Origin of the sequence: Candidatus Poriferisodalis sp. (genome assembly GCF_965221945.1) — a bacterium.
Taxonomy (GTDB): Bacteria; Actinomycetota; Acidimicrobiia; order Acidimicrobiales; family Poriferisodalaceae; genus Poriferisodalis.
Map to the genome: position 1 here is coordinate 2,803,042 of NZ_OZ244925.1, position 23,868 is coordinate 2,826,909.

Annotated in this window: 18 protein-coding genes; 7 read left to right on the forward strand and 11 right to left on the reverse strand. The window is 62.0% G+C overall.

Features of this window, described 5'->3' with window-relative positions:
• Positions 1–9: 9 nt before the first annotated feature.
• Complete coding sequence (locus ACOQPH_RS13045; RefSeq protein ID WP_419554491.1) at positions 10–1,239, forward strand: hypothetical protein; 1,230 nt, start codon at positions 10–12, stop codon at positions 1,237–1,239.
• Positions 1,236–2,300: a hypothetical protein gene (locus ACOQPH_RS13050; RefSeq protein WP_420621814.1), complete on the forward strand. Its 1,065-nt coding sequence runs from the start codon at positions 1,236–1,238 to the stop codon at positions 2,298–2,300. The genes ACOQPH_RS13045 and ACOQPH_RS13050 overlap by 4 nt, the downstream gene beginning before the upstream one ends.
• A 240-nt stretch (positions 2,301–2,540) precedes the next feature.
• On the opposite strand, the gene ACOQPH_RS13055 is transcribed toward ACOQPH_RS13050, so the two are convergent.
• From ACOQPH_RS13055 to ACOQPH_RS13075, 5 genes are all read right to left on the reverse strand, one after another.
• Positions 2,541–3,716 carry a restriction endonuclease gene (locus tag ACOQPH_RS13055; protein WP_420621815.1) on the reverse strand — a complete coding sequence of 392 codons (1,176 nt, stop codon included), beginning with the start codon at positions 3,714–3,716 and terminating at the stop codon, positions 2,541–2,543.
• A 97-nt stretch (positions 3,717–3,813) separates the two neighbouring features.
• Positions 3,814–4,572: a M48 family metallopeptidase gene (locus tag ACOQPH_RS13060; RefSeq protein WP_420621816.1), complete on the reverse strand. Its 759-nt coding sequence runs from the start codon at positions 4,570–4,572 to the stop codon at positions 3,814–3,816.
• Positions 4,569–7,817 carry a type I restriction endonuclease subunit R gene (locus ACOQPH_RS13065; protein ID WP_420621817.1) on the reverse strand — a complete coding sequence of 1,083 codons (3,249 nt, stop codon included), beginning with the start codon at positions 7,815–7,817 and terminating at the stop codon, positions 4,569–4,571. The genes ACOQPH_RS13060 and ACOQPH_RS13065 overlap by 4 nt, the downstream gene beginning before the upstream one ends.
• On the reverse strand, positions 7,814–8,932 hold the full coding sequence (locus ACOQPH_RS13070) for a restriction endonuclease subunit S (protein WP_420621818.1): 1,119 nt from the start codon (positions 8,930–8,932) through the stop codon (positions 7,814–7,816). The genes ACOQPH_RS13065 and ACOQPH_RS13070 overlap by 4 nt, the downstream gene beginning before the upstream one ends.
• Positions 8,925–11,312: an N-6 DNA methylase gene (locus tag ACOQPH_RS13075; RefSeq protein WP_420621819.1), complete on the reverse strand. Its 2,388-nt coding sequence runs from the start codon at positions 11,310–11,312 to the stop codon at positions 8,925–8,927. Before ACOQPH_RS13075 ends, ACOQPH_RS13070 begins: the two co-directional genes overlap by 8 nt.
• Between ACOQPH_RS13075 and ACOQPH_RS13080 the strand changes: the two genes are divergently transcribed.
• The 3 genes from ACOQPH_RS13080 (at position 11,283) to ACOQPH_RS13090 (ending at position 15,554) form a co-directional block, all read left to right on the forward strand.
• Positions 11,283–12,998, forward strand: coding sequence for a hypothetical protein (locus ACOQPH_RS13080; protein ID WP_420621820.1), 1,716 nt, complete (start codon positions 11,283–11,285; stop codon positions 12,996–12,998). The genes ACOQPH_RS13075 and ACOQPH_RS13080 overlap by 30 nt on opposite strands.
• Positions 12,999–13,078: 80 nt before the next feature.
• Positions 13,079–15,100, forward strand: a complete 2,022-nt coding sequence (locus ACOQPH_RS13085) for a GNAT family N-acetyltransferase (protein WP_420621821.1) — start codon at positions 13,079–13,081, stop codon at positions 15,098–15,100.
• Positions 15,093–15,554, forward strand: coding sequence for a hypothetical protein (locus ACOQPH_RS13090; RefSeq protein ID WP_420621822.1), 462 nt, complete (start codon positions 15,093–15,095; stop codon positions 15,552–15,554). The genes ACOQPH_RS13085 and ACOQPH_RS13090 overlap by 8 nt, the downstream gene beginning before the upstream one ends.
• A gap of 216 nt (positions 15,555–15,770) precedes the next feature.
• Here ACOQPH_RS13090 and darG read toward each other — a convergent pair whose 3' ends face one another.
• From darG to ACOQPH_RS13105, 3 genes are all read right to left on the reverse strand, one after another.
• Complete coding sequence (darG, locus tag ACOQPH_RS13095; RefSeq protein WP_420621823.1) at positions 15,771–16,274, reverse strand: type II toxin-antitoxin system antitoxin DNA ADP-ribosyl glycohydrolase DarG; 504 nt, start codon at positions 16,272–16,274, stop codon at positions 15,771–15,773.
• Between the two features lie 68 nt (positions 16,275–16,342).
• Complete coding sequence (locus ACOQPH_RS13100) at positions 16,343–17,263, reverse strand: hypothetical protein (protein WP_420621824.1); 921 nt, start codon at positions 17,261–17,263, stop codon at positions 16,343–16,345.
• 205 nt (positions 17,264–17,468) lie between these two features.
• A complete protein-coding gene (locus ACOQPH_RS13105; protein WP_420621825.1) occupies positions 17,469–18,674 on the reverse strand; it encodes a helix-turn-helix domain-containing protein in 1,206 nt (401 codons plus the stop codon).
• Between the two features lie 248 nt (positions 18,675–18,922).
• On the opposite strand from ACOQPH_RS13105, the gene ACOQPH_RS13110 reads away from it, so the two are divergent.
• The gene (locus ACOQPH_RS13110; RefSeq protein ID WP_420621826.1) at positions 18,923–19,150 is read left to right on the forward strand and encodes a hypothetical protein; all 228 of its coding nucleotides are present in this window, start codon (positions 18,923–18,925) and stop codon (positions 19,148–19,150) included.
• A gap of 502 nt (positions 19,151–19,652) precedes the next feature.
• Here ACOQPH_RS13110 and ACOQPH_RS13115 read toward each other — a convergent pair.
• From ACOQPH_RS13115 to ACOQPH_RS13125, 3 genes are all read right to left on the reverse strand, one after another.
• Positions 19,653–20,690 (reverse strand): type IV toxin-antitoxin system AbiEi family antitoxin, encoded by a 1,038-nt coding sequence (locus tag ACOQPH_RS13115; RefSeq protein ID WP_420621827.1) that lies wholly within the window; start codon positions 20,688–20,690, stop codon positions 19,653–19,655.
• Between the two features lie 362 nt (positions 20,691–21,052).
• Positions 21,053–21,268, reverse strand: coding sequence for a hypothetical protein (locus tag ACOQPH_RS13120; RefSeq protein WP_420445215.1), 216 nt, complete (start codon positions 21,266–21,268; stop codon positions 21,053–21,055).
• Between the two features lie 473 nt (positions 21,269–21,741).
• On the reverse strand, positions 21,742–22,035 hold the full coding sequence (locus tag ACOQPH_RS13125) for a hypothetical protein (protein WP_420621828.1): 294 nt from the start codon (positions 22,033–22,035) through the stop codon (positions 21,742–21,744).
• Positions 22,036–22,123: 88 nt separating this feature from the next.
• Between ACOQPH_RS13125 and ACOQPH_RS13130 the strand changes: the two genes are divergently transcribed.
• Positions 22,124–23,833, forward strand: coding sequence for an ATP-binding protein (locus ACOQPH_RS13130; protein ID WP_420621829.1), 1,710 nt, complete (start codon positions 22,124–22,126; stop codon positions 23,831–23,833).
• Positions 23,834–23,868 lie beyond the last annotated feature (35 nt).

Genomic DNA, 23,868 nt, shown 5'->3' on the forward strand with positions numbered 1-23,868 from the left:
TGACGAGCCATGGCGACGGATTCTGGATACTTGCCCCGGCTCCAGTCCCGAGAAGCGTTCGTCGACCACCTCGAGGGTTACACCGAGCCCACGGTGGCCGAGCTTCGTGATGGCAGGTTGACTCGAAAACTGCTCAAGACCTACATGCTTGAGACAGCCCGGCACGACCACGCGACCCCGGCGCTGACGGCGCTCTTCCCGCCTCACGTTCAGTTGCATCGCCTCGACGACACGCTCTACCGCGTCGAGGACGCAACTCACGAGGGTCGCGTCGTCGGACTGCTGGAATCGCTCGAAGAGCGGCATCCGGTGTTCTATACGACGCTGGCCGCTGACGACAGCAACAAGTGGGTTCGGCAGGTCGTCGACCGCAACCCGTGGCTGGACCGGCTCTGGCTCTCGTCGCCGATTCTGTTCGAACTCTGGAAATACGTGCAACGCACCACGCCAGCCCACCGCTACGTCCGCCTCGGTTTCGAGCACGAAGCGTGGTATGAGACCGCCTCCGACCTCGGTGACACAGATGCGGCCGAGGTCGACGGCGAAGAGCCGGCCGACGACGAAGCGGCTCAAGGGTTTGTCGAGCGCCGACGGTCGAAGGTGGCGCTCACCGAGCGGCTAGGTGTCCTTCAAGAGAAACTGCCGCACTTTCTGACCCTGTACGACCCGATGCATTCGCTCGTTCAGTTGCAGATCCCCAGCGGGAGCAGGGGCGGCCACCTGCTCTACCACGACGGCCACGCGACCAATCGAAGTGACTCGTTCGTTGAGCATCGGGCGGCAGTTGCACAGGTCCTCGGTCTGTATCGGCGCATCACCGAGCACTCTGAAGATCAGCTCTGGGTCGACACAACCGAGGTTGGTGAGGACGGCTTCACGGTTAAGGGCGCGCCGGTCACCATCCAGTTCCGTCAACCCTTGAGCGAGGCGACATTCAATCGATTCGTCGATCTCGGACTTGAACGCCGGACCAGTCGGTTTCGAATCGGCGGCTATGTCACGCGACGTGGACCGACCAAGGTCCATGTCGCTGCTATCGATCGTCACCTCTGGCAACCGTTCCTTCTCGAAGTTACGAGCAAGCAACTTGTCGCCGTCCTGCCTCGCGGGACCTGCGGCAACACGATCCACCGGCTAGTGACCAACGTCCAGCGCCTCCTCGACCCAAGCGTGGACGTATGGCTCGGAAACGAGCGCTACGAAACTGCTGTCGAGAATTCCATGCTGGCCGCCGCATGACCGACGCATCCTCACTTCTCTCGGATCAGGTCTTCCAGCTCAACACGTTCTTGTGGGCTCTCGAAGATCTCCCTGACGAGAGCCAGATCCAACCGGTCCTACGGCAAGCTGGCTACTACCTCGGCTCCATTGGCAGAAGCGTTTTCATGCCGAGCGGTGAGCGGGCGATCGCGGCGCTCACGAATCTGACCGGTTCCGCAGATCGATCGCCATGTCGTCCGGACCTTTGGCTGAGGCACTCAAGCGACCCTGTCCAGCCCATCGTCGAACTGAAGGCGCGTGGCTTCTCACCGGACTCGTCAAATCGTCGACAGGCCCTGAAGCTCATCGCCGCAGCCTTCAACCTCGCGCCGTCGCTCGCCGAGCCAGGCAAACGGCCGGGTCACGTCCTTTACGCAACCACTGCCGCCGACGCCGACGGACTCGCTTCGACGCTCAAGGACTTGGCCCAATCCCTTGTCGCGGAGAACGCTCCCGCTGCGCCAACCGGGGCCATCGGTCTCTCACTCGAAGCCGAAGGGGTCGCCTTGTCGAGTCCGAATCCGGCCGATCTGCCGACCCCGCTCGGCGCCGCACTCGCCAACCGACCGATCGTTCTTCAAGCCGATGGGGAAAACGATGTACAGCCCCTCTACTTCGTTCCCTGGATGCCGGGTATTGACGACACCCAAGAACCAGAACTTCGCTCTTCCGGGCTTCAGGAATTGACGGCGCGCGTACTCACCCACATGCTCGCCGCGGTCGGCCAGGCACGGCCTCCGACGACGCTGATGCTCGATGGCACCCGACTCCTGAGCGCCGCGACGTTTGGTGTGTTCGATCAGTGGCGAGACACCGATAGGCAAGAGTTCAGCGAAGCCGTTGGAAAGATTGTGGACAGAGCACTCAAGCCGGTGGTCGAAGTGCGTCGAGTCTCCGGCGACTGCCGAGAAGTAGACCTTCCGAACGCCGAGGTTCAAGACGCGGTCACCGACCGTCTCGAACGAGCGGATCCGGCCAACCCGGCAACGAATCTGGAGACCGCGGTCGAAGAACCGGCCACCCTCTTCGACGAGTTGTAGCAGCGGCCCCCGATTGCGCGCAATCGTCTCCGGTGCCAACCTTCCTCGGTCACGCGATGCGTGCGCTGTCGTTGCAGAACTAACGTGCTCGTTCGTGCGAATTCACATCCATGTCTTCACCTCGCTGGCGAGCACCAAGCACGGTGACTCCCTGCGTGCTGCCAGTCCATCCACACCGTCGTCACGCTCGGCGACAAACGATGCCACAAAGTCTGGTGCTGCATCTCGAGATAGCGCCGACTAGCCGAAATAGATCTCGCGGATCGTCGGCCGGGACGCCAAAAGATGCTCAAGGTGTGATTCAGGCCAGAACTCGACGGACGGGGTGACACCACTGGCTTCTCGCGTCTCCCTCCATTGGACCGCGTCTTGCGTGAACCTTCCGGACGTAACGACTATAACAACCACAAAGGGTCGTAACCAAAGCTCTACCTCACCGAGAAGTGTAGTAATCTCGGCGACACCAATTGAGCGCGTTAGCCAGTGTTTGCACTGCACAAGAACCGAGGCTCGTTTAGTACCGCTAAGTTGATCAACAATTACACGTGTGGCAGACAGGTCTCGGCCGCGATCTGGGGCATTCGTCTTCATCAACCATTCGACGTTCTCATAACCGTCTGCCGAACGGAGGAGATCGAAGACTAGTCGTTCGAATGACTCGGAATCGAGCCGATCCCACTCCAGTTTACTCGTCACTGAACCAATTGGCCGAGAATCAAGGATCGCACCCAAGTCATCAACCGTCACGGGCAGGGGTTCGTGGTCGAATGCCAGTTCGATAAGAGCCGCTCGAACATTCGGCCAATCCATCTCTACAACATCCCGGAGATCATGCACTTCAGCAAAATAGAGATGTCGATTGAGGTCACCTAACCGAGTTCCACTCAGCGTATCGGGGCCGAGAAGCCTATCAAGTTCGGCAACAATCCCTCGTAGCTGAGACCAACCGTCTGTTCCCTCAATGAACTGCCGACCGCCTTCAATCTCACAAGTCAACCTCAGCAAATTGTCGACTCTCGCCACGATGTTGTCGATATGGTTTCCGATTAGTTTTCGACGTGCTCTGATTGCCTGATATCGGTATTTTCCGAGTTCCCTCTCGGGTAGATATATGCTATCTTCCGCTGAGCGCTTAGCGTCCAGAAAGTCGAGTTCCGCGGCGTCAAATCGATTCTGAGATATGTCGTCAAGAGCCATCAATTCGACATCAAGGCGTTCACCATTGATAGCGGGAAGCGATCTAATGGTGTCAGCAAACCGCCTACGAATATCGTCAGTCTCAGGAGTATCGAGCCCGAAACTTATTCCTGTCGGAATGTGCTTCTCGTATTCCTGCCACAGTTCTTGTAATCGTGTGACATTGGACAATGTTCGGTCGAACTGATCGAGAGCGGCTGATAGGTCCATCTGGTCCATCGTGTGAGCGTATCCCGCCGTAAACAATATCGGTCATGTCATAGCGCCGGCCCTAGAGGCTTGACGCGGACACTCGATCAATGGACGTGAACTGTGTCTATGGATTAGGCCTTATGACTGTCGTGCCGAGCCAGACATTCTTGCCAATGGCGGCGAGCGTGGTCTTGTGAGTTTCGTAGCCGGGCATGAGGCAGGCGACTGTGGACCAGAATTCGGGGGTGTGGTTGGTCTCGCGAAGGTGGGCCAATTCGTGGACGAGGATGTAGTCGATGAGGCTGGGCGGCAGTTGCAGCGTGGCCCAATGGATGTTGATGCGTTGGGGGCCGTCGGAGGGGCGGGCTGAGCCCCACCGGTAGCCGAGGTCGCGGACCTCGACGCTCACCTTGACTTCGCCCATGCGAGCAACCCATGGGCGGATCCTTCGGCGGAGCCACTGGCCACCTACGTCGGTGTACCAGCGGCGCATTGCCGCAGCGCCATCGTCGGCTTCGATGACGCTCAGGTGGAATCGGCCACGGTCGAGGCGAACGGCGGCGGGGCCTTCGCTCTCGGTTGTCAGGGTCAGGCGGTAGCTGCGGCCGAGGTAGGCGAAGCCCTCGCCTTCGACGAACTGTTTCACGACTGCGGGGCCGGTGAGCGCGTCCTTCTCGGCCAGCTTGCGGTACACCCACGAGCGTTTGGCGGCCACGAATTGCGTGGCACGTTCGACCGTCGCCGTCGGCGGTGCCTTCAGCAACAACGAGGCATCGCGCTCGACGACAATCTCGAAGGTCTTGCGATCGCTGGGTGGTTCCACTTGGAGCACGAGGTCACCGACGACCAACGACGGGAGGTCGTGCAGCACATCAGTCGTCATGATAGTCGGCGCTGGTTGGCCTTGGCGAGGGCGACCAACTCGACGGCCAACTCGTCGAGGCTGGCGTAGGCGAACAGGTTGCTGCGGTCGAGCGACTGCTTGATCGCCTTGCGCAGTTCGTCCTGCTTGGTGGCGTTGTCCCAGAAGCCGACCACTCCAATGATTCGGCGAACCTCTGCCACCAGCCCTGCTGTCAACGAAACCAGCCGCTCACTCGCATCGGGCTCCGAGCTGGCGACCTTCTCTGCCATCTGGTTGTGGAATGGCAGCTCGGTGGCGGGGTCGAGCCCGGTGTCTTCCTCGTCGGTTCGGCCGGCCTTGATCTCGGCGACCAGCTCCTCGAACTCAAGCGCAATCTGGTCCCACCGTTCTTCAAGCCGCTCGAGGATCTCGTCGATCCGCTGCGAGATCTTCCCATAGTAGACGGGGTCCTCGTCGATGTGCTCGCGGATGTGGTGGCGCACGGCGTGTTCCATCTCGGACGCCTTCGCCCGATCCGAGCCGATCCCGTTGATGTGGGCGCTGAACGCCGGGTCGGTGATCCTCACCGGGCGGATCTTCTGGCTGAGGTCCAGCACGGTGATGTGCCGGTCGATCAGCCGGCGGACCTTCTCCTTGTACTTGTGCGGATCGAAGTCGCCGTCGGGTGTGTCGCGATAACGCTGCCGGGTCTGCGCTTGAATCTCGACGAACAAGCTCGCATCCTCGACGAACGGCAACACTTCGGGCCTGGGCAGCACCGTGTCGAACGTGGTCAAGAAAGTACGCAGCGCAACGTCGAACCCGGCCCGCACCCGCTCATCGCTCAACACCTGCACGCAGGCTTCGATTGCATCGACGGTCGCTTCCGGCTCGACACCGCGCTGTACGAAGATCTGTCGTACCCGTTGGCGTTGCGGCTCCAGCTTCTCGATCTCGGTGGTCAGCGGGCGCAACGCCCCGTCCACGTCGGGGTCCAGTTCGCCGTCGGTGTTGGTGTACGCAGCGAGCGCCGTCGTGAGTTGAGCGGACACGCCGTAGTAGTCGACGACCAGCCCGTAGCTCTTCGTCGCCGCCGTCCGGTTGACACGCGCAACCGCCTGCAGCAACTCGGCCTCTTGGATCATCCGGTCGAGGTAGAGCACCTGGGCCTGCGGCACGTCGAACCCGGTCAGCAGCATCGACTTCACGATCAGCAGCGCGAGCGGGTCGTCCTTCTCGCTGCCCGGCCCCAGCGGCAGCTTGAAGCTTTGGATGCGCGCCTGCTGGCGGGCCTTGTCGGTCCATGTTGTGTAGTGCGGCGGGTCGTTGTGGTCCCCCGAGATGACCGGCGCGAAATCGAGTTCGCGGATCAGGTCGATCTGCCCGGCGGCAGTGCGCATGAACAACTCGTCGGGGTCGAGCGAGTCGCCGGGACCATCGAGCAGGCCCGGCAGCCGTTGTTCCAGCTCGGCAACCAGGTCGTCACGCGCACCCCGCAACGCCTCGTGGTACCGCACGCATGCCTCTCGGCTGGTGGCGACGATGATCCCCTTGAACCCGTCGGGCATCACCGTGCCGATGTAGTGCCGGAGGATGTCTTTTGCTTTGGCAGCGATCAGTTCGGGCGCTTCGAGCACCTGTGCGGTCGTGGCGTACTTGCGCTGGAGCGTCTCACGCTGCTCTTCGGTGAGTTCGGCGAACCACTGGAAGAAGACGTCGTCCATCTTCGAGGCGCCCTTGACCGCAGCATCGGTAGTACGGCCCTCGTACAGGATCGGCACCGTCGAGCCGTCGGCCTCGGATTCGGACAGCGTGTACTGGTCGAGGTAGCCGCCGAAGATCTCCAGCGTCTTCTTCCGCTTGCCCAGGATGATCGGCGTGCCGGTGAAGCCGATCCGGGCGGCGTTGGGCACCGCGTTCATCAAGTTGGCGTGCAGCATTGACGCCTGAGAGCGGTGCGCCTCATCGACCATCACCAGGATCGATTCCGACTCGTTCAGCGTCTCGAACGTCTCCCCTTCGCCCAGCCCGTCGGCGCCGTCGGCTGCGGTGTCGCGGTACTTCTGGATCATTGCCATCACCACACCCGGACCGGGCTGGCGCAGCAGGGCTCGGACCTCGGCTGCGCTTCGGGCGACCTTGATGGTCTCGCCGACCAGCGCTGCGGTGTCACTGAGCTGCGCTTGAAGATCGGTGCGATCGGTGACCAGGACAATCTTGAAGCGTCGGAGCTGCGGGTGGCTGCGCATCGCCCGGATCAGGAACACCATGGTCAGGCTCTTGCCCGACCCCTGGGTGTGCCAGATGATCCCGCCCCGGCGATCGACATGGCCGTCGACGGCGCGGGTGTCGCCGGTGAGCAACCGTCGCAGCGCCTTCTGGACGCCGCGGTATTGCTGATAGCGACCGACGAGCTTGATTGTTCGACCGGCGCCGTGGTCCATGAACAGCGTGAAGTGCCGAACGATGTCCAGCAGCCGAGCCGGGGCCAGCATCCCGGCTGTCAGCAGCTCTTGCTGAGTGACGGCGTCGGCGGGTTTGCCGAGTGTTGCGGCGACCTCGTCGACGGTCGCCGGACTCGGGTCCTTCCACGCCAGGTAATGCTCGGGCTCGGCGGAGAATGTCGCCGCCTGGGCTCGCTCGCCCGTGGTGGCGACGGTGAGCTGGTTCGTCCAGAACAATTGCTCGGCGCCCTCGTTGGCTTCGCTGTCGCGCTGGTTGGCGTATCGGCGGATCTGGTCGATCGCGTCGGTGATACCACTGTCGTGGCCGGGTGACTTGGCTTCGATCACCACCAACGGGATGCCGTTGACGAACAGCGTCACGTCGGGCCGAATGTTCGGAGCCTGCCCCGGTGTAGCCACCGAGAACTGCGACACGGCAAGGAATTCGTTGGCCGACCAGTCGTCCCAGTCGATGTAGTTGACGGTCTGGTCCCGGCCGCCGTCCCAACCGTTGAGTCCGTTGACCGTGACCCCGCCCAACAGCAGCTCGGTCGACAGCCGGTTCGCCTCTAGCGACTTGGCCCCAGCCGGCATCGACCGCATCTCCGCCACCGCCGCTCTGATACGGGCGTCATCCAGCCATGGCATACCGTCCGGGCCGTGGTTGACCTTCTTCAGCGCCGAACCGAGCCGCCGCTCCAGGAGCACATCACGATCCGAAGCCCGTGCGTCAACGCCGTCCGCCTGTCGCTCGGACCAGATCAGCGTTTCCCACCCCAAGGAGGACAGATGGTCCAGCAGCGGTTTCTCAACCTGTTCCCACTCCGGGCCAGAACTCACGTCGCCACCGTTCTCACCCGACCCGACAGCAGATCGTCTGCGAGTCCTATGCGCAGTAGTCGGAGCTTTTCGAGTCGTTCGCACTCGGCGCTTATCGACGCAATCGAACCGTCGAGCGCCGCTCCAGCGATCTCCTGTTCATCACGCCCAACGAGCGGGACCGGCGCCAGACGAAGCTCGCGCAAGTTGATCCCCTTCACAGCTTGTCCGATGGTATGCACGCCCACGAACCTGGCAAATCTCTCAGTGGCCATTGCAGCAACCAGGTAGGAACAATTCACGCCGATTGCGGAGACGCGAGCGGTGTCTTGTGTGATGTTGGCGCCATCATGGGATTCCGGCACGATCGCCGTTCGGCCCACGGTTCCACGGATCGTGAAGAGAATGTCCCCCTGCCGAACCCGCGAACGCGCGTACTGCTGGTCAATGAGTGGGTCTGTGTGCAGAAGGGATTGCTTGCTTGCGATTTCGCCGTCCCTAATATCCCTTACCTTGATAACTGGGACGCCCCCTCTTACATGTTCCCCGGGCATCAGGATGCCGTACACAATCGGCCTCTTCGGATCTATCAATGCACCGAGCAGAGCTTCATCGACGCCGTCGTTAGTCCACCTGGGCACGACCTGTTGTTGCAGAGCCGCGTGAGCGCGTCGGAGTTTGGCGATTACGCGTTCGGTGGCTTGGATGGTTTCGCCGATTGTGTCAAGGATTTCTGCGATACGCCGCTGCTCCTCCAGCGGAGGCACGGACACCGTACGCTCGTAGGCGTCGCCTCTGTTCAGACCGGGTACACCAGTTGACGAGTCCAGCGACTCAAGCCCTGACAGTTTTAGAGCTTCGAGCATCCAGCGAAGGTCCAGATCAATCTTGGGGTTTACCCAGTAGGTCGTGTCGATGGGCCAGAAATCGCCATCACTCCACCGCAGAGCACCGACAGAACCCTTACGCCCGATGATGATTCCAGGCCCAGCTACTAGCGCCCTGTTGTGGTGACCGACCACTCCGTTGGAGCCGTAGACGCGAAAGCTATTTCCGATCCTGGACTCCGCCCGCAAGGCTGACCCGTACTCAAGGGAGACAAGGCTTCCGAGGGACTCGTCCCGCCACTCAGCCATACCCCAGCCTCTTGAGGTGCTTTTCGAGGCGAGCGGCGGTCTCGTCGCGTTCGGCTTCGAGCAGCTGAAGGGTAGTGCCGTACTTGGTAACGAGATCGTCGTACCAAGCCAGAGTGCCGCGCTCGACGTCAACGAAATGGTCGGAAACGAGTTCTTCGATTCGGTTGCGGAACTCGCCGATGACCTCAGAGGAAGCGTTGGCCGGCGGCATGGCATCGAGGGTCTGATGGGCTGTGGTGAGCAGTGAGGCGTCGATGTCCTTGAGCGACTTCTTGGCCTTGGTTCGCTCCGATTTCATCTTCTTCATCTCGGCCAATGCGGGGGCGTCGTCGTCGATCTTGTCCTCCTCGTCGCCGGAGGCCTCGACAGTCTTGATCTCGACATCCAGGCTGACGAGCACGGCTGCAAGCTCGGTCCGGGAGGCCAACTGCGCCCCAGCAAGGAGCTTGACAGCGATCTGATCGGCCAGGTAGGGAGCGTTCTTGTCGTCTTGGCTGGCTTCGGCGGTGGTAAGCCAGGCCTCAATCACTGCCTTCCAGCCTCGGCTGATCGCAGTTTGGAGTTCGTGGACGTTGTCCTCCCACCATGTGGCGGCCATGCCAGCTGCCGCGAAGCGGTCCATCCCAGCAGGCGCCATATGCGCGGTGAAGTCCTCAACGAGCTGTCGGCGCAAGCCGGCGAGGCTGGCCCGGTCGGGCACGGCGCGCAGCATCGGTTCGACGATGTCCGTCCACCATTGGGGCCACGGGCTGGCGGTGGACCGCTGGGTCACGGCGTAGCCGATTGCGGCGTGCGCGGCCTTTCGCCCTTCGCGAGAGCCGACGCTGTGGCACCAATCGGCGTAGCCGTCGCCACGGTCGGCAAACAGTACCCCCAGGGCATTCAGTCCAGCCCGCTCCATCAGGTCGGCGGCGTCCTCAATCTCCGCCATCGGAACACCACCGTGGAGGTGGGCCCGCACGTCGTGGGGCTCGGGCGGCGGGGAGTTATCGGCGTAGCGGCGGATATTGCAGTTGAAGTCGTTCTCGGCCAACTCGTCGATGGTGACGACCTTGGCGAACCCGTCCACGTCGGCAAAGTCCCGGTAAGCCGCGGTGATCTTCTCTTCGTCGCGGGGGCGGAGGTAATTCTGGGCACGACCCTCACCGAATTCCCGATCGGCGTTGATGAACAGCACCTTGCTGCGTCGCTCGGGCGGCTTCGAGCGCTTGGCCCGCAGAATCAGGATCGCGGCGGGAATGCCGGTTCCGTAGAACAGGTTCGGTCCGAGGCCGATGACCGTGTCAAGCAGGTCGTCCTCGATGATCTTCTGACGGATAGACCCCTCGGCGCCGCCCCGGAACAGCACCCCGTGCGGCATGACCGTGGCGACGATGCCGTCGTCCTTGAGGACGGCCAGCATGTGCTGCAGGAACATGAGGTCGGCCTTCTTGCCTCCCTCGGGGGTAGAGCCGTAGCGGAACCGCTCGGTGTGGGTGAGCGAGTCCGTGTCGTAGTTCTGGCTGAACGGCGGGTTGGTGATGACACGGTCGAACCGCTTCAGCTCACCGTCGCTGGTGTGCTTTGGATTGGTGAGCGTGTCGTCGTTTTCGAGGTCGGCGTCTCGGATGCCGTGCAGCAGCATGTTCATCTTCGAGATCGACCAGGTGGTGCCGTTGTTCTCCTGGCCGGCGAGCGCGAGGTTGGCGGGATCGCCGCCGTTGTCGACCACATGGTTGCGGGCGTAGATCAGCATGCCGCCCGATCCCGAGCACGGGTCGTAGACGCTCATGGCCTCCTGCGGGTCGACCAGGCGCACCATCAACTGCACCACCGGGCGGGGTGTGTAGAACTCGCCGCCCTTTTTGCCGGCTGAGTCGGCGAAGTCGCGGATCAGGTACTCGTAGGCCGCGCCGAGCAAGTCGGGGAACTCGAAGTCCTCGTTGCGCAGCCGGTACTTCGTGAAGTGGTCGATGAGGTCGCGCCACTTCTTGTCTGAGACCGTGGTGGTGCCCACCCGCCGGTTGAAGTCGATGTGCTGCAGCACGCCTTCGAGTGCGTGGTTGTGCTCTTCGAGGGCGGCGAGCGCCTTGTTCAGCCCGTCGCCGACCTGGTGGTGGAGTTCGTCGCGCAGCGTCGACCAGCGAGCCTGAGGTGGCACGAAGAACGCATCGTTGTAGTAGTCGGGGTCGTCGGCCCGCTGCTCGGCCTCCTCCTGCGAGCGGCGCTGGGCAAGCTGGTCCTCGATGACCAGCCGGCGCTCCTCGTCGAACACATCGCTCGCCCGCTTCAGAAACAGGGCCCCGAAGATGTACTCCTTGAACTCTGACGCATCCATCTTCCCCCGCAAGATGTCCGCGGCAGCAAACAGATGACGTTCGAGCTGTGGCAGCGTCAACACGTCAGGAGGCTAGGCGCCTTGAGCATCTGTGGGGACGCTGCAGATCGTCGCGTGGGGGCCGAGCGGCAAGGAGGGCGCAAGCCGAAGTTGTCTCACCCCGGCGATACGTTGAGCACGCGATCACGACGACCACCCGCCTCGCCAAAGACGTCCAGGCGGCCCCTCGACCGCTCAGATCTGGTGGCGGTTCGGCCGGAGGATGATGAAGCCATGACACCGCTGAAGTTGCTGTTCGACACGAACGTCTTCTACGCGTGCGTCGACATCTCCCCCGGACGCCAGCACAGGGACGCTGCCCAGGCGACGCGGCTCATGGAGCTCGTCAACGACCACGGCTGCGAGGCATGGCTGACCGCAGCCACTCGCCGCGATATCGACCGGGCGCGCAGCCCGGAGCTACGCCGCGCCTCGCATTTGCGGATGCGCCAGTGGAAGACGCTTGAGCCCCTAACTGTCCGACAAGATCTGATCGACGAAGCCGGCTACCAGACGCCGATGTCGCCAAATGACACCGTCGACGCCCACATGCTCGCCGCACTCGATACCGCCGCCGTTGACTTCTTGATCACGCAGGACAGGGCGCTGCGACAACGCGCCGCGAACACCGACTTCGGCGACCGTGCAATGACAATCCAGGGCGGGATAGAACTATTGGAGCGGCTATTCGACGAGCCAGTTCGGTTCCCGACGGTCAGACCGTGCCGCGCGTATGAGCTGCCTTCCAGCGATCCAATCTTCGAGTCCCTTCGAGCGGGTTACACCCGCTTCGACGACTGGTTCGACAAGGTGAGGCGTGAACACCGTCCTTGCCTGATAGTCGAAGGCGAGGCAGGCCTCGACGCGGTCGCAGTCTTGAAGACAGAGACAGATCAGCCGCACGGCCTCCGCGGCAAGGTACTCAAGATCTGTGCGTTCAAAGTTGTCGCCCACGCCGAGGGAGCCAATCGGGGCGAATTGCTGTTGAAGTCCGTGTTCGACCACGCACAGGTCCAAAGCCACGATCAGGTGTACCTTGAGGCCTTCACGCACCACAGCCGCCTCGTCCATCTGTTCGAGAGATTCGGCTTCTCCGACTGCGGGACGACCACCGACCGCGGCGAACGCGTCTTCGTGAAGAACCTCCGACCCTTCGCGTCCGACAACAACCTCGACCCTCTCGAATATCACAGACGCTTCGGACCGCCCGCTGTGCTCGTTCGCGATGTGTTCATATCGCCGATCCAGCCCCGCTGGCATGACGCGCTCTTCCCGGAGGCCCGCCGTCAAGACGAGCTGTTTGGCTCACCTCCATCGGGAAATGCCATCTTGAAGGCGTATCTCACGAAGTCAGGCATCCAGCAAGTTCAGCCGGGAGCGCTCGTCGCCTTCTACCGTTCAGAGGATGCACACGCCGTTACTGCGGTCGGAGTCGTCGATGGCCTGCTCCGTTCAAGCGATCCGGCGGCCATTCGCCGCTTCGTCGGCAGGCGCACCGTGTACACCGACGCCCAGATCACGGACCAATGCACCGGAGGGACAAGCGTCCTCGCCGTCCTCTTCCGTCACGACCGCATCTTGCGAGAGCCGTGGACCTTGCAGCAACTGATCGGGGTTCGCGCGCTTAAGGACGCGCCACAGACGATCCAGCGGATCCGCGCAAAGGACGCGCTCTCCTGGATTCGCATCCAGCTCGACGCGCCGCGCTGATGCCTGCTCCCGTGCCACCCACGAGCGGCCATGCTGCTCTCACGCAACTCCCGACCGGCTCCGGCTCGCCCCAACGGCCCTTGGAGGGCACTGCGGCCATCGAAGTGGTCGGGCCCGATTCGCCCCGGTACAACCAGGTGGTCGAACTGAGCGACGCCAACACCAAGACGCTCGGAATGCTCCCCTACGCGGTCATCCGTGAGGCCGCTGCCGACAGACGAGTATTCGCTTATGTCTCCGCCGGAGTTGTTCAAGGCTACGCACTGTTCAGCAGACGAGTACGCACAGGCGACATCTCGCTGACTCACCTCTGCGTCGGACAGCAGCATCGCGGCGGAGGCATCGCTCGCTCCTTAGTCGAGGCCATTGTCGAACGCCATCCGCAGCGGGCCGGAATTCGCTTGTCGTGCCGAACGGATTACGACGCCGATGGGATGTGGCCGGAACTCGGTTTCACCAAGCTAGGTGAACGCCCGGGCCGCAGCCGCGCCGGGCTTCCCCTTGCGGTTTGGTGGCGGACGATTGCCGCGCCATCGCTATTTGATCCCCTGCCTGACGACATGGAGCAGCGGTTAACCATTGCTCTTGACGGTCGCCTCGCTCGCGAGATCTATCAAGAAAACGAATACCTCGACACTCGCGCCCTCGCAGCGGACTGGGTCGCTGAACTCGCAGAGTTCGCCGTGTCTGAGGGCGTGGCCGCAGCCTTAAATGAAGCAGAACATCATAAGCCCAGTACTCGCGAGCCTCATGGATTCCGAATCCTGAATTCAGATCCGGTGCAATCCCAAGAGTTGGAAGCATCGCTTCGATCTAACCTCGCCAACGACGGCCAAGAGCAGAGTAGTCCGTCGATGATCCTAGCGATGGTAGCTCAAGCTGCTGTAGGCGGAGCATCGCATCTGCTGACACGCGATGAGGGGCTTCTCGAGCAATCTGAGCGAATTGAACGCATGGTTGGGTTGACCGTCTTGCAACCGGCAGATCTACTGCTACAACTCCAGTCGCAAGGTGGTGAGCACGATTACAAGACGCGGACCATTGCCGCATCCGGATTGTCCATCTCGCCGCTATCGAGAGTTCTAATACGCGAAGACTTGATGGCATTCTGCTACACGTATTCAACGGCAGCTTCGATCGATCTCATGAATCGCCTGGTCTTGTCTTCAGGACACCCCGTCGGGCGGTTGGATCAACTTGCAGATGAGAACGGCTTGTGTGTGGCCTTAGCCGCATCACGTCGCGAAAACGAACTCATTACGGTGAGCGCAATCCGCTGCGCCGCTCATCAGGACGTCTACACATGTACTCGACAACTTCTTCACCACCTCAGGGAGGTGGCAGTAAGAGAAGGTTCAACCAGGATCGTAGTGGATGACGAAGTGAATGCTCCTGTCGTTCGTGCCCTACAGGACGAAGGATTCCGATACATGAACCCGTCATGGGTAGCAACCGTCCGCACGGCCATTTCTGGCCCTCAGGACCCATTGCCTGAAGAATTCCACAGTGATCGACTTGAGACCCTGACGCCCGAATTTGTCAGCTTGTACGAGAAGCACATGTGGCCATCTAAGGTCTTCTCAGGCATAGTGCCGTCATATATCGTTCCGATCCAACCGGAATACGCACGTGTGCTTCTGGGCTACGAAGAACCTCAAGGCCGTCTATTCGAAGAACACCAGCTGGCTGCCGCTGCACGGGAAAATGTCTATTATCGTTCTCCGCGATACCTGGAGGCGCCTGCCCGCCTCTTATGGTGGGTCAGCGGCGGAGGTTCATATGGCGGAATGAGAGCCCTATCCTGGCTTGATGCGGTCGACGTTGGAGATCCCCAACAGCTCCACAGCAAGTATCGCAACCGAGGCGTCCTAGATGAGCACGAAATCGTGCTTCGGGCCCAAGCCTCTCGCAAGACTGGAATCCAAACGGCGACAGCGCTACTATTTAGCCGGACGGATGTGTTTCCCCATGCAATTCCTCTCGCACGCGCTCAAGAGCTTTATCGCGATATGCAGATTCCTGGTTACTTTCAAACAATAAAGCAGATAGATGAGTTATCCGTTTTCTCATTCTATAAGGAAGGTATGACCTACGATGATTGACGACGCAAGAGTTCAGGAAGAGATCGACCAGGAGCGAATGCTGGTTCTGTCCTTGAAGCCCTGGTTCGCCGAAGCCATCCTTTCGGGAGATAAGACGGTTGAACTTCGACGTGTTGAACCGAAGATCATTGTTCCCACGCGCGCGCTTGTCTATGCCACAACACCCTTACGAGCCATGTTGGGGACTTGTATCGTGACGGCCGTGGTGTCTGACCAACTAGCTACCCTATGGGAGACTTTCGGTTCTCGTACTGGACTCCAACACGCCGAGTTTCTGCACTACTTTAGTGGCGCCAAGGTCGGTACAGCCTTGACCTTACGTGCTGCGAAACGCTTTGATGTTCAGATCCCCCTCGCGGAGCTGCGATCTAGCCCTGGAGGATTCCGCCCCCCGCGGAGCTTTGCTTATCTTGACACTGTTTCCGGCAATCAACTGTTGCAGATCGCCGCTTGATCTTGAGTTTCGAAAAGCACCGAGTGTGTTATCACGATTCCGCGTTCTAGTGATTCGATAACAAGTAATCGACGCCTTTCTTGCCCATGGAATCGGTGAAGCCCCGTATCAGGTACTCGTAAGCCTTACCGCACACGTCGGGGAGTTCGAGGTCCTTGTTGCGCAATCGGCGCTTCGAGAGGTGAACGATGTGATCACGCCACTTTTTGCCCGGCGTCAGGCTCGCCGCGGAGTGACAACTCTCATGTCGGAAGCAGTTGGCGCACGTGCGGGGGCGTAGATGTGCACCTCTGTCTCCAGGCCCTGGAGCCTGTCCTCGATCAGCGGTCGCACGTCGGCCCAGTTCAGCCCACCGTTGCCGCAACCGAGCGGCGGCACGGCGATCGAGGTGATCTTGAGTTCGGCGATGACGGCCCGCAGATCGTCAAGGCCCGCTTCCAGATCGCTGATGCGCGAACGAGAGCGCCAGTGGCCCTTCGTCGGAAAGTTGACGATCCAGCAGGGTTTGGTGAGCTGGCCGTTGTCGAACACGAACATCTTCCCGAGGACGACTGCCTTGCGCTTGCAAGCCCGCTCGTAGTCCTTGAAGTTGGCCGGAAAGGCCTTCTTGAACTGCAGCGCAATGCCCTTGCCCATCACGCCGACGGTGTTGACGGTGTTGACGAGCGCATCTACATCGGCATCAAGCAGATTGCCGCTTGCTTCGATGAAGTGCGTCATCTGAAGTACCACCCGCGCCAGACAGCCACCACCGCTATGGCCCGACGGTAGTCAGCGCTGGGTCGCGGTCACCCGTCGCTCTCTTCCGCGGGTGAATTCGAAGCGAGCAGTTGCCCCCGGAGATCGGCGAGAAGGTGACCCTCGGCAGTACGCCAAGCGTGCCAGCCGTCGTAGGCGACGATGCCCGCGGCTTCCATGGCTGCGCGCGACGGTGAGGCGTAGACTCGCTCACCGTCGTCAAGTTGGATCTGACCGGTCTCGAGCACCCGCGCTCCATAGGTCACACCGATCTTCGGACGTGCCCAGGTCAACGCAGCGCCCGCTTCAAGCAGACCCGCGTCAAGCAAGTCGCTGACTGTGAGCCGCCGTCCATCGATCTCCCACCGAGTAGGCGCTGTCCCGCCGCCTTCGCCAGTTGCGCTCTCGGATAGCTCAATCTCGTGGTCGGCGTCAACATCGACGAACCGCCGCCCTTCCTGGTCCGCGTAGATCGTGACGCGCAGCACGGTGATCGGCAGGCCGTTCTCCGTCAAGTAGCTCAGCGCAGCATCGGTCCGATCGTCGAAATTGCCTGCGACCAGCACAAGCTGCGGTGGCAGTTGCACCAAAGGCGGCGCTGCGGTCTCAGTGAACTCCGACCAAGCAGCGAAGAACGCCTCAGAACCGTCGTGGAACATGCCCGCCAGCTCGTCGAGACTGGTGTTGCGAGCCCAACCCGCGTACTCAAGGCACTGCGCGAGCTGTCCACGATCTACATCTCGCTTCACCTCGATCACCTGCACATGACCCGCGCCGTCGATGGCAACGATGTCGGGGCGCAGGCCGTCGCCGAGAACCGGCTGACGGGCGACGGGAAAGAGCTGGACGCCGACGAAGGCGTCAAGGTTGGACCACAGGAGCGCTTCGATCTCTTGCTCGTAAAGCTCGGGTCCCGCCTTCACGCGCTGAAACGGAATGAGCTCATCATCGCCAATCTCGAACAGTGGCATCGTCTACCTCTCCACGCACTCGGTGACCGGCCCGAGGCTCTCTGCGAACGATACGAGGCGCTGCCAAAACGCAAGGACCCGCCGAAGCGGGCCCTGCACCCAACCACCGAAGCGGCTGGGGGGATATGGCCGCAGGGTATATCACCCGTGTCACAAGTTCCACGGTCGCGACGGGAACGGCCAAGCAGCCGGGGACCTCGACGAGTCAGACGACGCCGGTTACCTCGAATTCACGGAACCCCGTCTCGAGCTGTGGCGACTCGTTTCGGGCGTCTCCCGAAGGCTGGCCGAGGATCTTCACGATGTCGGGCAGCGACAGACCGGCGAACGCAGCCGCGGTCGGCGGTGACATGGCTCCGGTCACGACCGCTCGACGCAGCAACCGCAGGAACGACCTGGGGAAGCGTTGAATCCTCCCCAGCTCGGCGTTCTGGGCATCCTCCTCGGGATGGATCGCGTACCCGAGCGCTCGCGCGAGCGACGCCGGACGAATCGAGGCCCTGAGCTCGACGTAGGTGTCCTGCGTGATCGCATTCATCTGGCGAAGCCGCACCAGCGCCGTGGGCCATGACACCTTGAAGTACCGCTGGATTTCGATGATGTCGACGGGGTCGACGATGCGTGGTGGCAACCCGAGCTCCTCCGCGAACCGTCGAACACCCGCGCTGGGCATCAGGAACTCGCCGGCGAACCCATCAGCAAAGCCCTCGCGTGAACCGGCGCCATGGCACAGGACCCGATTGGTTTCGTCGCTGTGGAACAGCGCGTGCGCTAGCTCATGGGCAACCGCGAATCGCTGCCGACCCGGCGTCATGTCGAGATTCACCAAGATTCCGAAGCCCATCTCGGGGTGCTTGAGGAACGCCCCTGAGGGTGCTCGACGCAGATCAGCACCGAGTGGCGCGCGGTAGGTCGCGATGCTTAGCGACCCGTATATCGGGTCAAGATCCAAGATCGGAGCAGAGCCCAGGCCGAGGTGGGCGCGAACCTCCTCCGCCTTGCGGCGGATGTCGTCCTTCTGGGTGTATTTCTGCCGATGCGCGAACGGGCTCTGGGTGAGGCTCCGGATGGGTTCGTTCAGGATTCCGGCCAACTCAGCAAATCGGTCCAGGAATTGGACGAACTCACCGACACCCAGAGCAGCGACAGGATCGACCGCATCGTCGGCGCGCAGCAGCATGCCGACCAAGCCGTCAGGTGCTAATTCGACGTCGCGACCCTCCAGGAGATCAACGGGCTCGATGCCGTAGAGCCGCGCCAGCGCGCTCAGCTGGCGGTCGTTGGGGATGCGCGTGCCAGTTTCCCAGTACGACACCATCGCACGGCTGACACCCAAAGCGGCCCCCACATCGTCTTGGGAGTACCGCGCTCGCCTGCGAGAGCGCGTGAGAACCTCGTGGAGCGAGCTCACCTCATCGTCCCCCTCCAGCCGAATGTGTTACGAAACCCACCACAGATAGCCACAAATCGTAACTACCTCTGCCTGCGTCCCGATATCGCAAGTGAGGCTTCGATTCGCTCGACGCTGGGTACATGCCGAGCCTGGCGTGGTAGCCGTCTACATCCGATGACGCTGCTCGCGTGTCGACGTCTCATGCAATCCAGCTCCTCCAAGAACTCGCTTCGTCGGACGGACGAACATCCAATACAGTCGGCAGCATGGCGAAGGCGACCGTGCGACTCGAGACGGAGGATCGGCAGCTCCTCGAGCGGCTCGCACCCAAATTCGGCGGCAGGGAGCAGGCGTTGCGCGAGGCGCTGCGTCGACTTGCCGCTGATCAGGATCGCAAGGAGGCCTTCGACGCTTTCTTGAAGGCGTGGGATGAAGAGGACGGACCTCTCAGCGAGGACGAAATCGCCGCGGTGGCCAAGCGCTGCGGCCTGTGATCGTCGACGCCGGCTTCCTGATCTCTGTGGACCGGGGGGATCGTGCTGCTCGCGCTGTTCTTCACGGCGAGAAGGCCCTGCGTCCGTTACACACAAGCCACCCAGTTGTGGCGCAGGTCTGGCGAGAGGGTTCCACCCAAGCACGATTGGCGTCGTTCCTCAAGCATGTGACGATTCACGCTCTCGATGACGGCCGAGCAGTTGGTCGATTGTTGGCTCGATCTGGAACATCCGATGTCGTAGACGCACATCTCGTCGCACTTGCCGTGCGTCTCAAAGAGGATGTCTTGACCGGCGATCCCGATGACCTCGTGGCGATCAGCAGCACGCTCGGGGCTACGGCTCCAACAATTCACCCGTGGCCCCGCTGATGGGCACAGTCGTGGCTGGTGAAGCCTGCCGCTGAGTCGGTAAGCGGACTGACCGAAGGCATCGCACCTTCGGAGGGCGATCCTCATGACAAGCGCCGCACAAGACGCTCGAAGGCCCCCTTCGATCCGACTCAGGATTCATCCAGGCTGCTCCTCAGATGCTCGGCCGCTTCCTCGCCGCGCACCCCGACGCGTCGCAAATCGGCGTAGACGCGCGGCCATGGAGCAGTCCGCAATCCTTCGTGCATGCGAGCGAGCGTGTTGGTGCACTTGGACGGAAACGGGCGGAGCGTGAGACGGCCGGCGGGCATGGCCCTCAACTCCGAAACGGCGGCCACTGCTTCCAAGCCCACAGTTGTCTTGGCGTCGACATAGACCTCGGCCCTGCCCACGTCTGTGAGCAAAGGAGCCATCACCGCAGCGGCCGCCGTGCCTGTAGCGGCCCACGAGATGCCGGCCTCCTGCCAAGCATGGCCGGCTTCGACGATCCCCTCGATGACGTCCTGCCAAGCGGTGCCGACCGTGACGCTGATCTGACGCTGTACTGCCTCGTCCGCTGCTTGTGCGTAGGCATCAAGCAGTCGATCCCGGTCGGTGACGCGGCGCCCAGAACTGCGGCCTCGGACAGCGTCGGCTTCGAGCAGGCCCATTTCGGCCAAGAATCGCAGGGCATGAGCGCAGCCGCCGAACGACAGACCAGTCGCGGCGTGGGTCGCGGCGACAGTGGCGTCAGTTCCGCACAGCAGTACTTCGGCGACGCAGAATGCCGTCGGCGACCATCGATTCACCCGCTTGGGCTGCGAGGGTCGGCCGGGGCGGGACACGATGACCGAGCCGACGGCGATCTCAGCGGCACCGGTCTCGTCCGCCCAGCCGATGCCCACGTCGGACAACACACTCTTGGCGCCTGGTGACAGACGGCGGCCCACAACGATGTCGGGCAGCGGCTTGCGAGACAGCAGTTCGTGGATGTTGCGCAACCGTCCTTCTCCGACCCATGCCACTTCGAGCTGTCGTCCTCCGAGCTTGACGATCAAGCGTGTGCGTCGGGGGATGATCTTCAGTTCGGCGCTTCGAGGCAGTACGTCGATGAGCGCCCGGACTGCGCGTTCGCCGCCTCCGGACGCAGCCCCGGCCGTCTGTTCGATGTCGTCATCCGAATACTTCACAACATCATTATATTTCACTGTCACGTTGAAGTATTATATTTTGCTGAACATTAATTGAGTCTCAGAGTTGCCGTGAACAACTGAACCCCTATTGAGCATTGGTGACTCGCCGCTGTGGAACGGCTCTACGCCTCCGCCGACGCGTGTCCTGCCGATCTCCCTGAAGTCCGGGTCGGTTGCCAGCAGATGCCGGTTGATCTGATCCCGCTCGATCATGCCTGAGACAACCAGCCAAGCATGATCCTCACCATCAGGAGCCGCGAGCCGAACTTCCCAGACGTACCAGTCTTCGCTGTCTTCAGGCTCGGGGAGCGTCGCTCGGCTGGCCGACGACGATTGGAAACCGACCGGGGACTTGCTCGTCAGGGACCCGACCGGCCCGCGGTCGGCCGACTCGCCTCCCATTCGCGGGCAGCCTCGCGGGTGGTCCTGTGCCCGACTTGGCGGATGGTGCCCTCGCCGTATTCGCTGCGCAACTCGTTCTCGCGGCGGTTCAGGTCGTTCGTGATGCCACTGTGCTTGATCCGGCGGTCCGGGCCGACGAATTGATACTTGTAGGTGTCTCGATCGCTTGACATGTTCTTCCTCCCCACACTGGTGAAGCGCATCGTGCAAAACGCACTTCGGCCGACACATTCGATGGTAACGACCTGACCGTTTCGCGTCGTCGCTGTCCGAGTCCGGCGATCTCTGGCCTGTCGCGAACAGTTCGCACCGTTGACCCTCGCCGCAAGTCGTGAGCATCCAGACACAATAGATAACGAAAATACACGACAAAGAATAGATTATTGCGAAACCCCGTACTTGGGCTGTCGAACACGAACATCTTCCCGAGGACGACTTCCTTTCGCTTGCAAGCCTGCTCGTAGGCCTTGAAGTTGACCGGGAACGCGTTCTTGAACTGCAGCGCAATGACCTCCAGATGTTGCTTCAGGACAGCCGAAGATCTGAATGATCCGATCCAGCGCGAAGGCGAACCGGTACCCCACCCGGCCGCGACGTAGACGCCGACGGTGGCGGCTGCTGAACGTGGCCGCAGCACCTGGCTACGTCAACGCAGGCTCGAGCCGGATGCTGCACACCCGTAGGCCCGGAACAGACTCGACCGCCCGCCGCGATGTGCCCCTCGCTGTTCGGCTGCGCTGTCGGCGAGGTCGGGAAGCATCTGCTGGACGATGCGGGCGATGTTGCGGGCGTCGTCGATACCGCGGTGGTGCGTGCCCACCAGCGGCATACCGAGGTGGTCGAGCGCCTTTGCCATGCCGCAACGCTTGACACCACGCCACTCGCCGAACTCGTCCTTCACGTTGATGTGCTTGGTCTCAAACCACTCGGGAAACAGCACGCCGCGGGCGGTAAACCACGGTTTACAAACTTATACGCACTTGAGCACTGGAATTCGTAAAACGTAAACAGTCGCGTATAATCTCTCCATGGTGCCTCACGACCTCGAAGAGCTGGTCGCCGGCGGTGAGACATACACCGTCGAATTCAAGCGTGACGCAAACGACGGCGAGCTCACCGAGGCCGTGGTGTGCCTCGCAAACGGCGACGGCGGCTGGCTGCTGATCGGCGTCGAAGACGACGGAACCATCATCGGGGCATCTCCTCGGCATGGCAGCACGACACAAGGCCCGCGTGTGGAAGCCCTCGTGGCCTACAGGACTTCACCCCCTCTCAACGTCCAGGTCAGCGTCGAACAACTCGACGGTGTCGACATCGTGGTCGTCCGCGTACCAAAGCCGCGATCTGTCGTGGCGACGACATCGGGTCGCTATGTGAGACGCGCGATCGATGTGGACGGCAAGCCCCAGTGCCTCCCCATGCTCCCCCATGAAACCCAGGCCCGAACCTCCTCACTAGGAGTGCGCGACCTGTCGACCCTGCCATTGTCCGATTTGACGGTCGACGACTTGGACATCGCCGAACTTGACCGGTTCCGTCGACTCGCAACGGGAGGCGGTGACGCGATTCTGGCCGAACTCTCCGATAGCGATCTTCTGTCCGCACTCGGGCTCAGATCCGTTGACGGAGTTCCGACGCTCGGGGCGGCGCTGCTGTTTGGAACCGCCGACGTCTTGTCGACGTTCGCGCCCACACACGCTGTTGTGTTTCAAGCACTCGACGAGCATGATGCCGTCCAAGCCAGTGAGAGCTTGCCCGTGCCACTGCTGCGAGCAATGCTCGAGCTTGCTGAAGCAGTGAACCGCTACAACCCTGAGGAAGAGATCGACGATGGGCTCTTCAGGCTCGGCCTCCCGCGCTACTCCCAAGTCGCGGTCCGAGAGCTGATCGCCAACGCCTTCGTTCACCGCGACTACTCGCTCAACGGCCAAGTCAGAGTGGCCGTCGAAGGAACCACTTTGTCGGTCAGCAGTCCTGGCGGCTTTCCCGATGGCATCACCATCGACAACCTGCTCACTGCGCCGCCGCAGGCACGCAACCCCCTGATCGCCGATGCGTTCAAGCGGGCCGGGCTCGTCGAGCGAACAGGCCGCGGCGTGAAGCGCGTCTACCGGCACCAGCTTGCGCTGGGGAGGCCTCAGCCGGATTACTCACGATCGACTCGAGCATGGGTCGAAGCGCAGGTGCCGGCCGGTGCGGCGGATCGAGAGCTTGCGGCGTTCGCCGCCGCCGCGGCGCGGGACAACAATGCGCTCAACCTCCAAACGCTGCAGGTGCTGCACGAGGTGCGCGCCGAGAGCCGGATCACCTCCGTGCGCGCGGGCGAGCTGTTGCACATCCCCGCCGAGGGTGCGCGTTCGATCTTGAATGCACTCGTAGAACGCGGACTGCTCGAAGCCCGCGGTGAGGGCAAGGGACGCACGTATCACCTCGCCGCCGAGCTCTACCGGCAGTTGGGCGAGCCAGCCGCGTACGTCCGTACCCGCGGCTTCGACTTGATTCAGCAAGAACAAATGGTGCTGACCTACGTTGCCGAACACGGTTCCATCGGACGAGCAGAGGCAGCCGAACTCTGTCGGCTTGGGCCCGATCAAGCATCACGCCTGTTGCGCAGGATGGTTGCGGCGCAAGCGCTGCAGATGACGGGGGCACGCCGAACCGCCCGCTATCACGCCTCTGCGCAAGACGCCGCGGCGCTGGCCAATGCGATTGCCATGACCGAGGCCGAGCCGTGGTAGCTGTAACGGAAGCGCTGTCCGTCCTGACGGGTGGC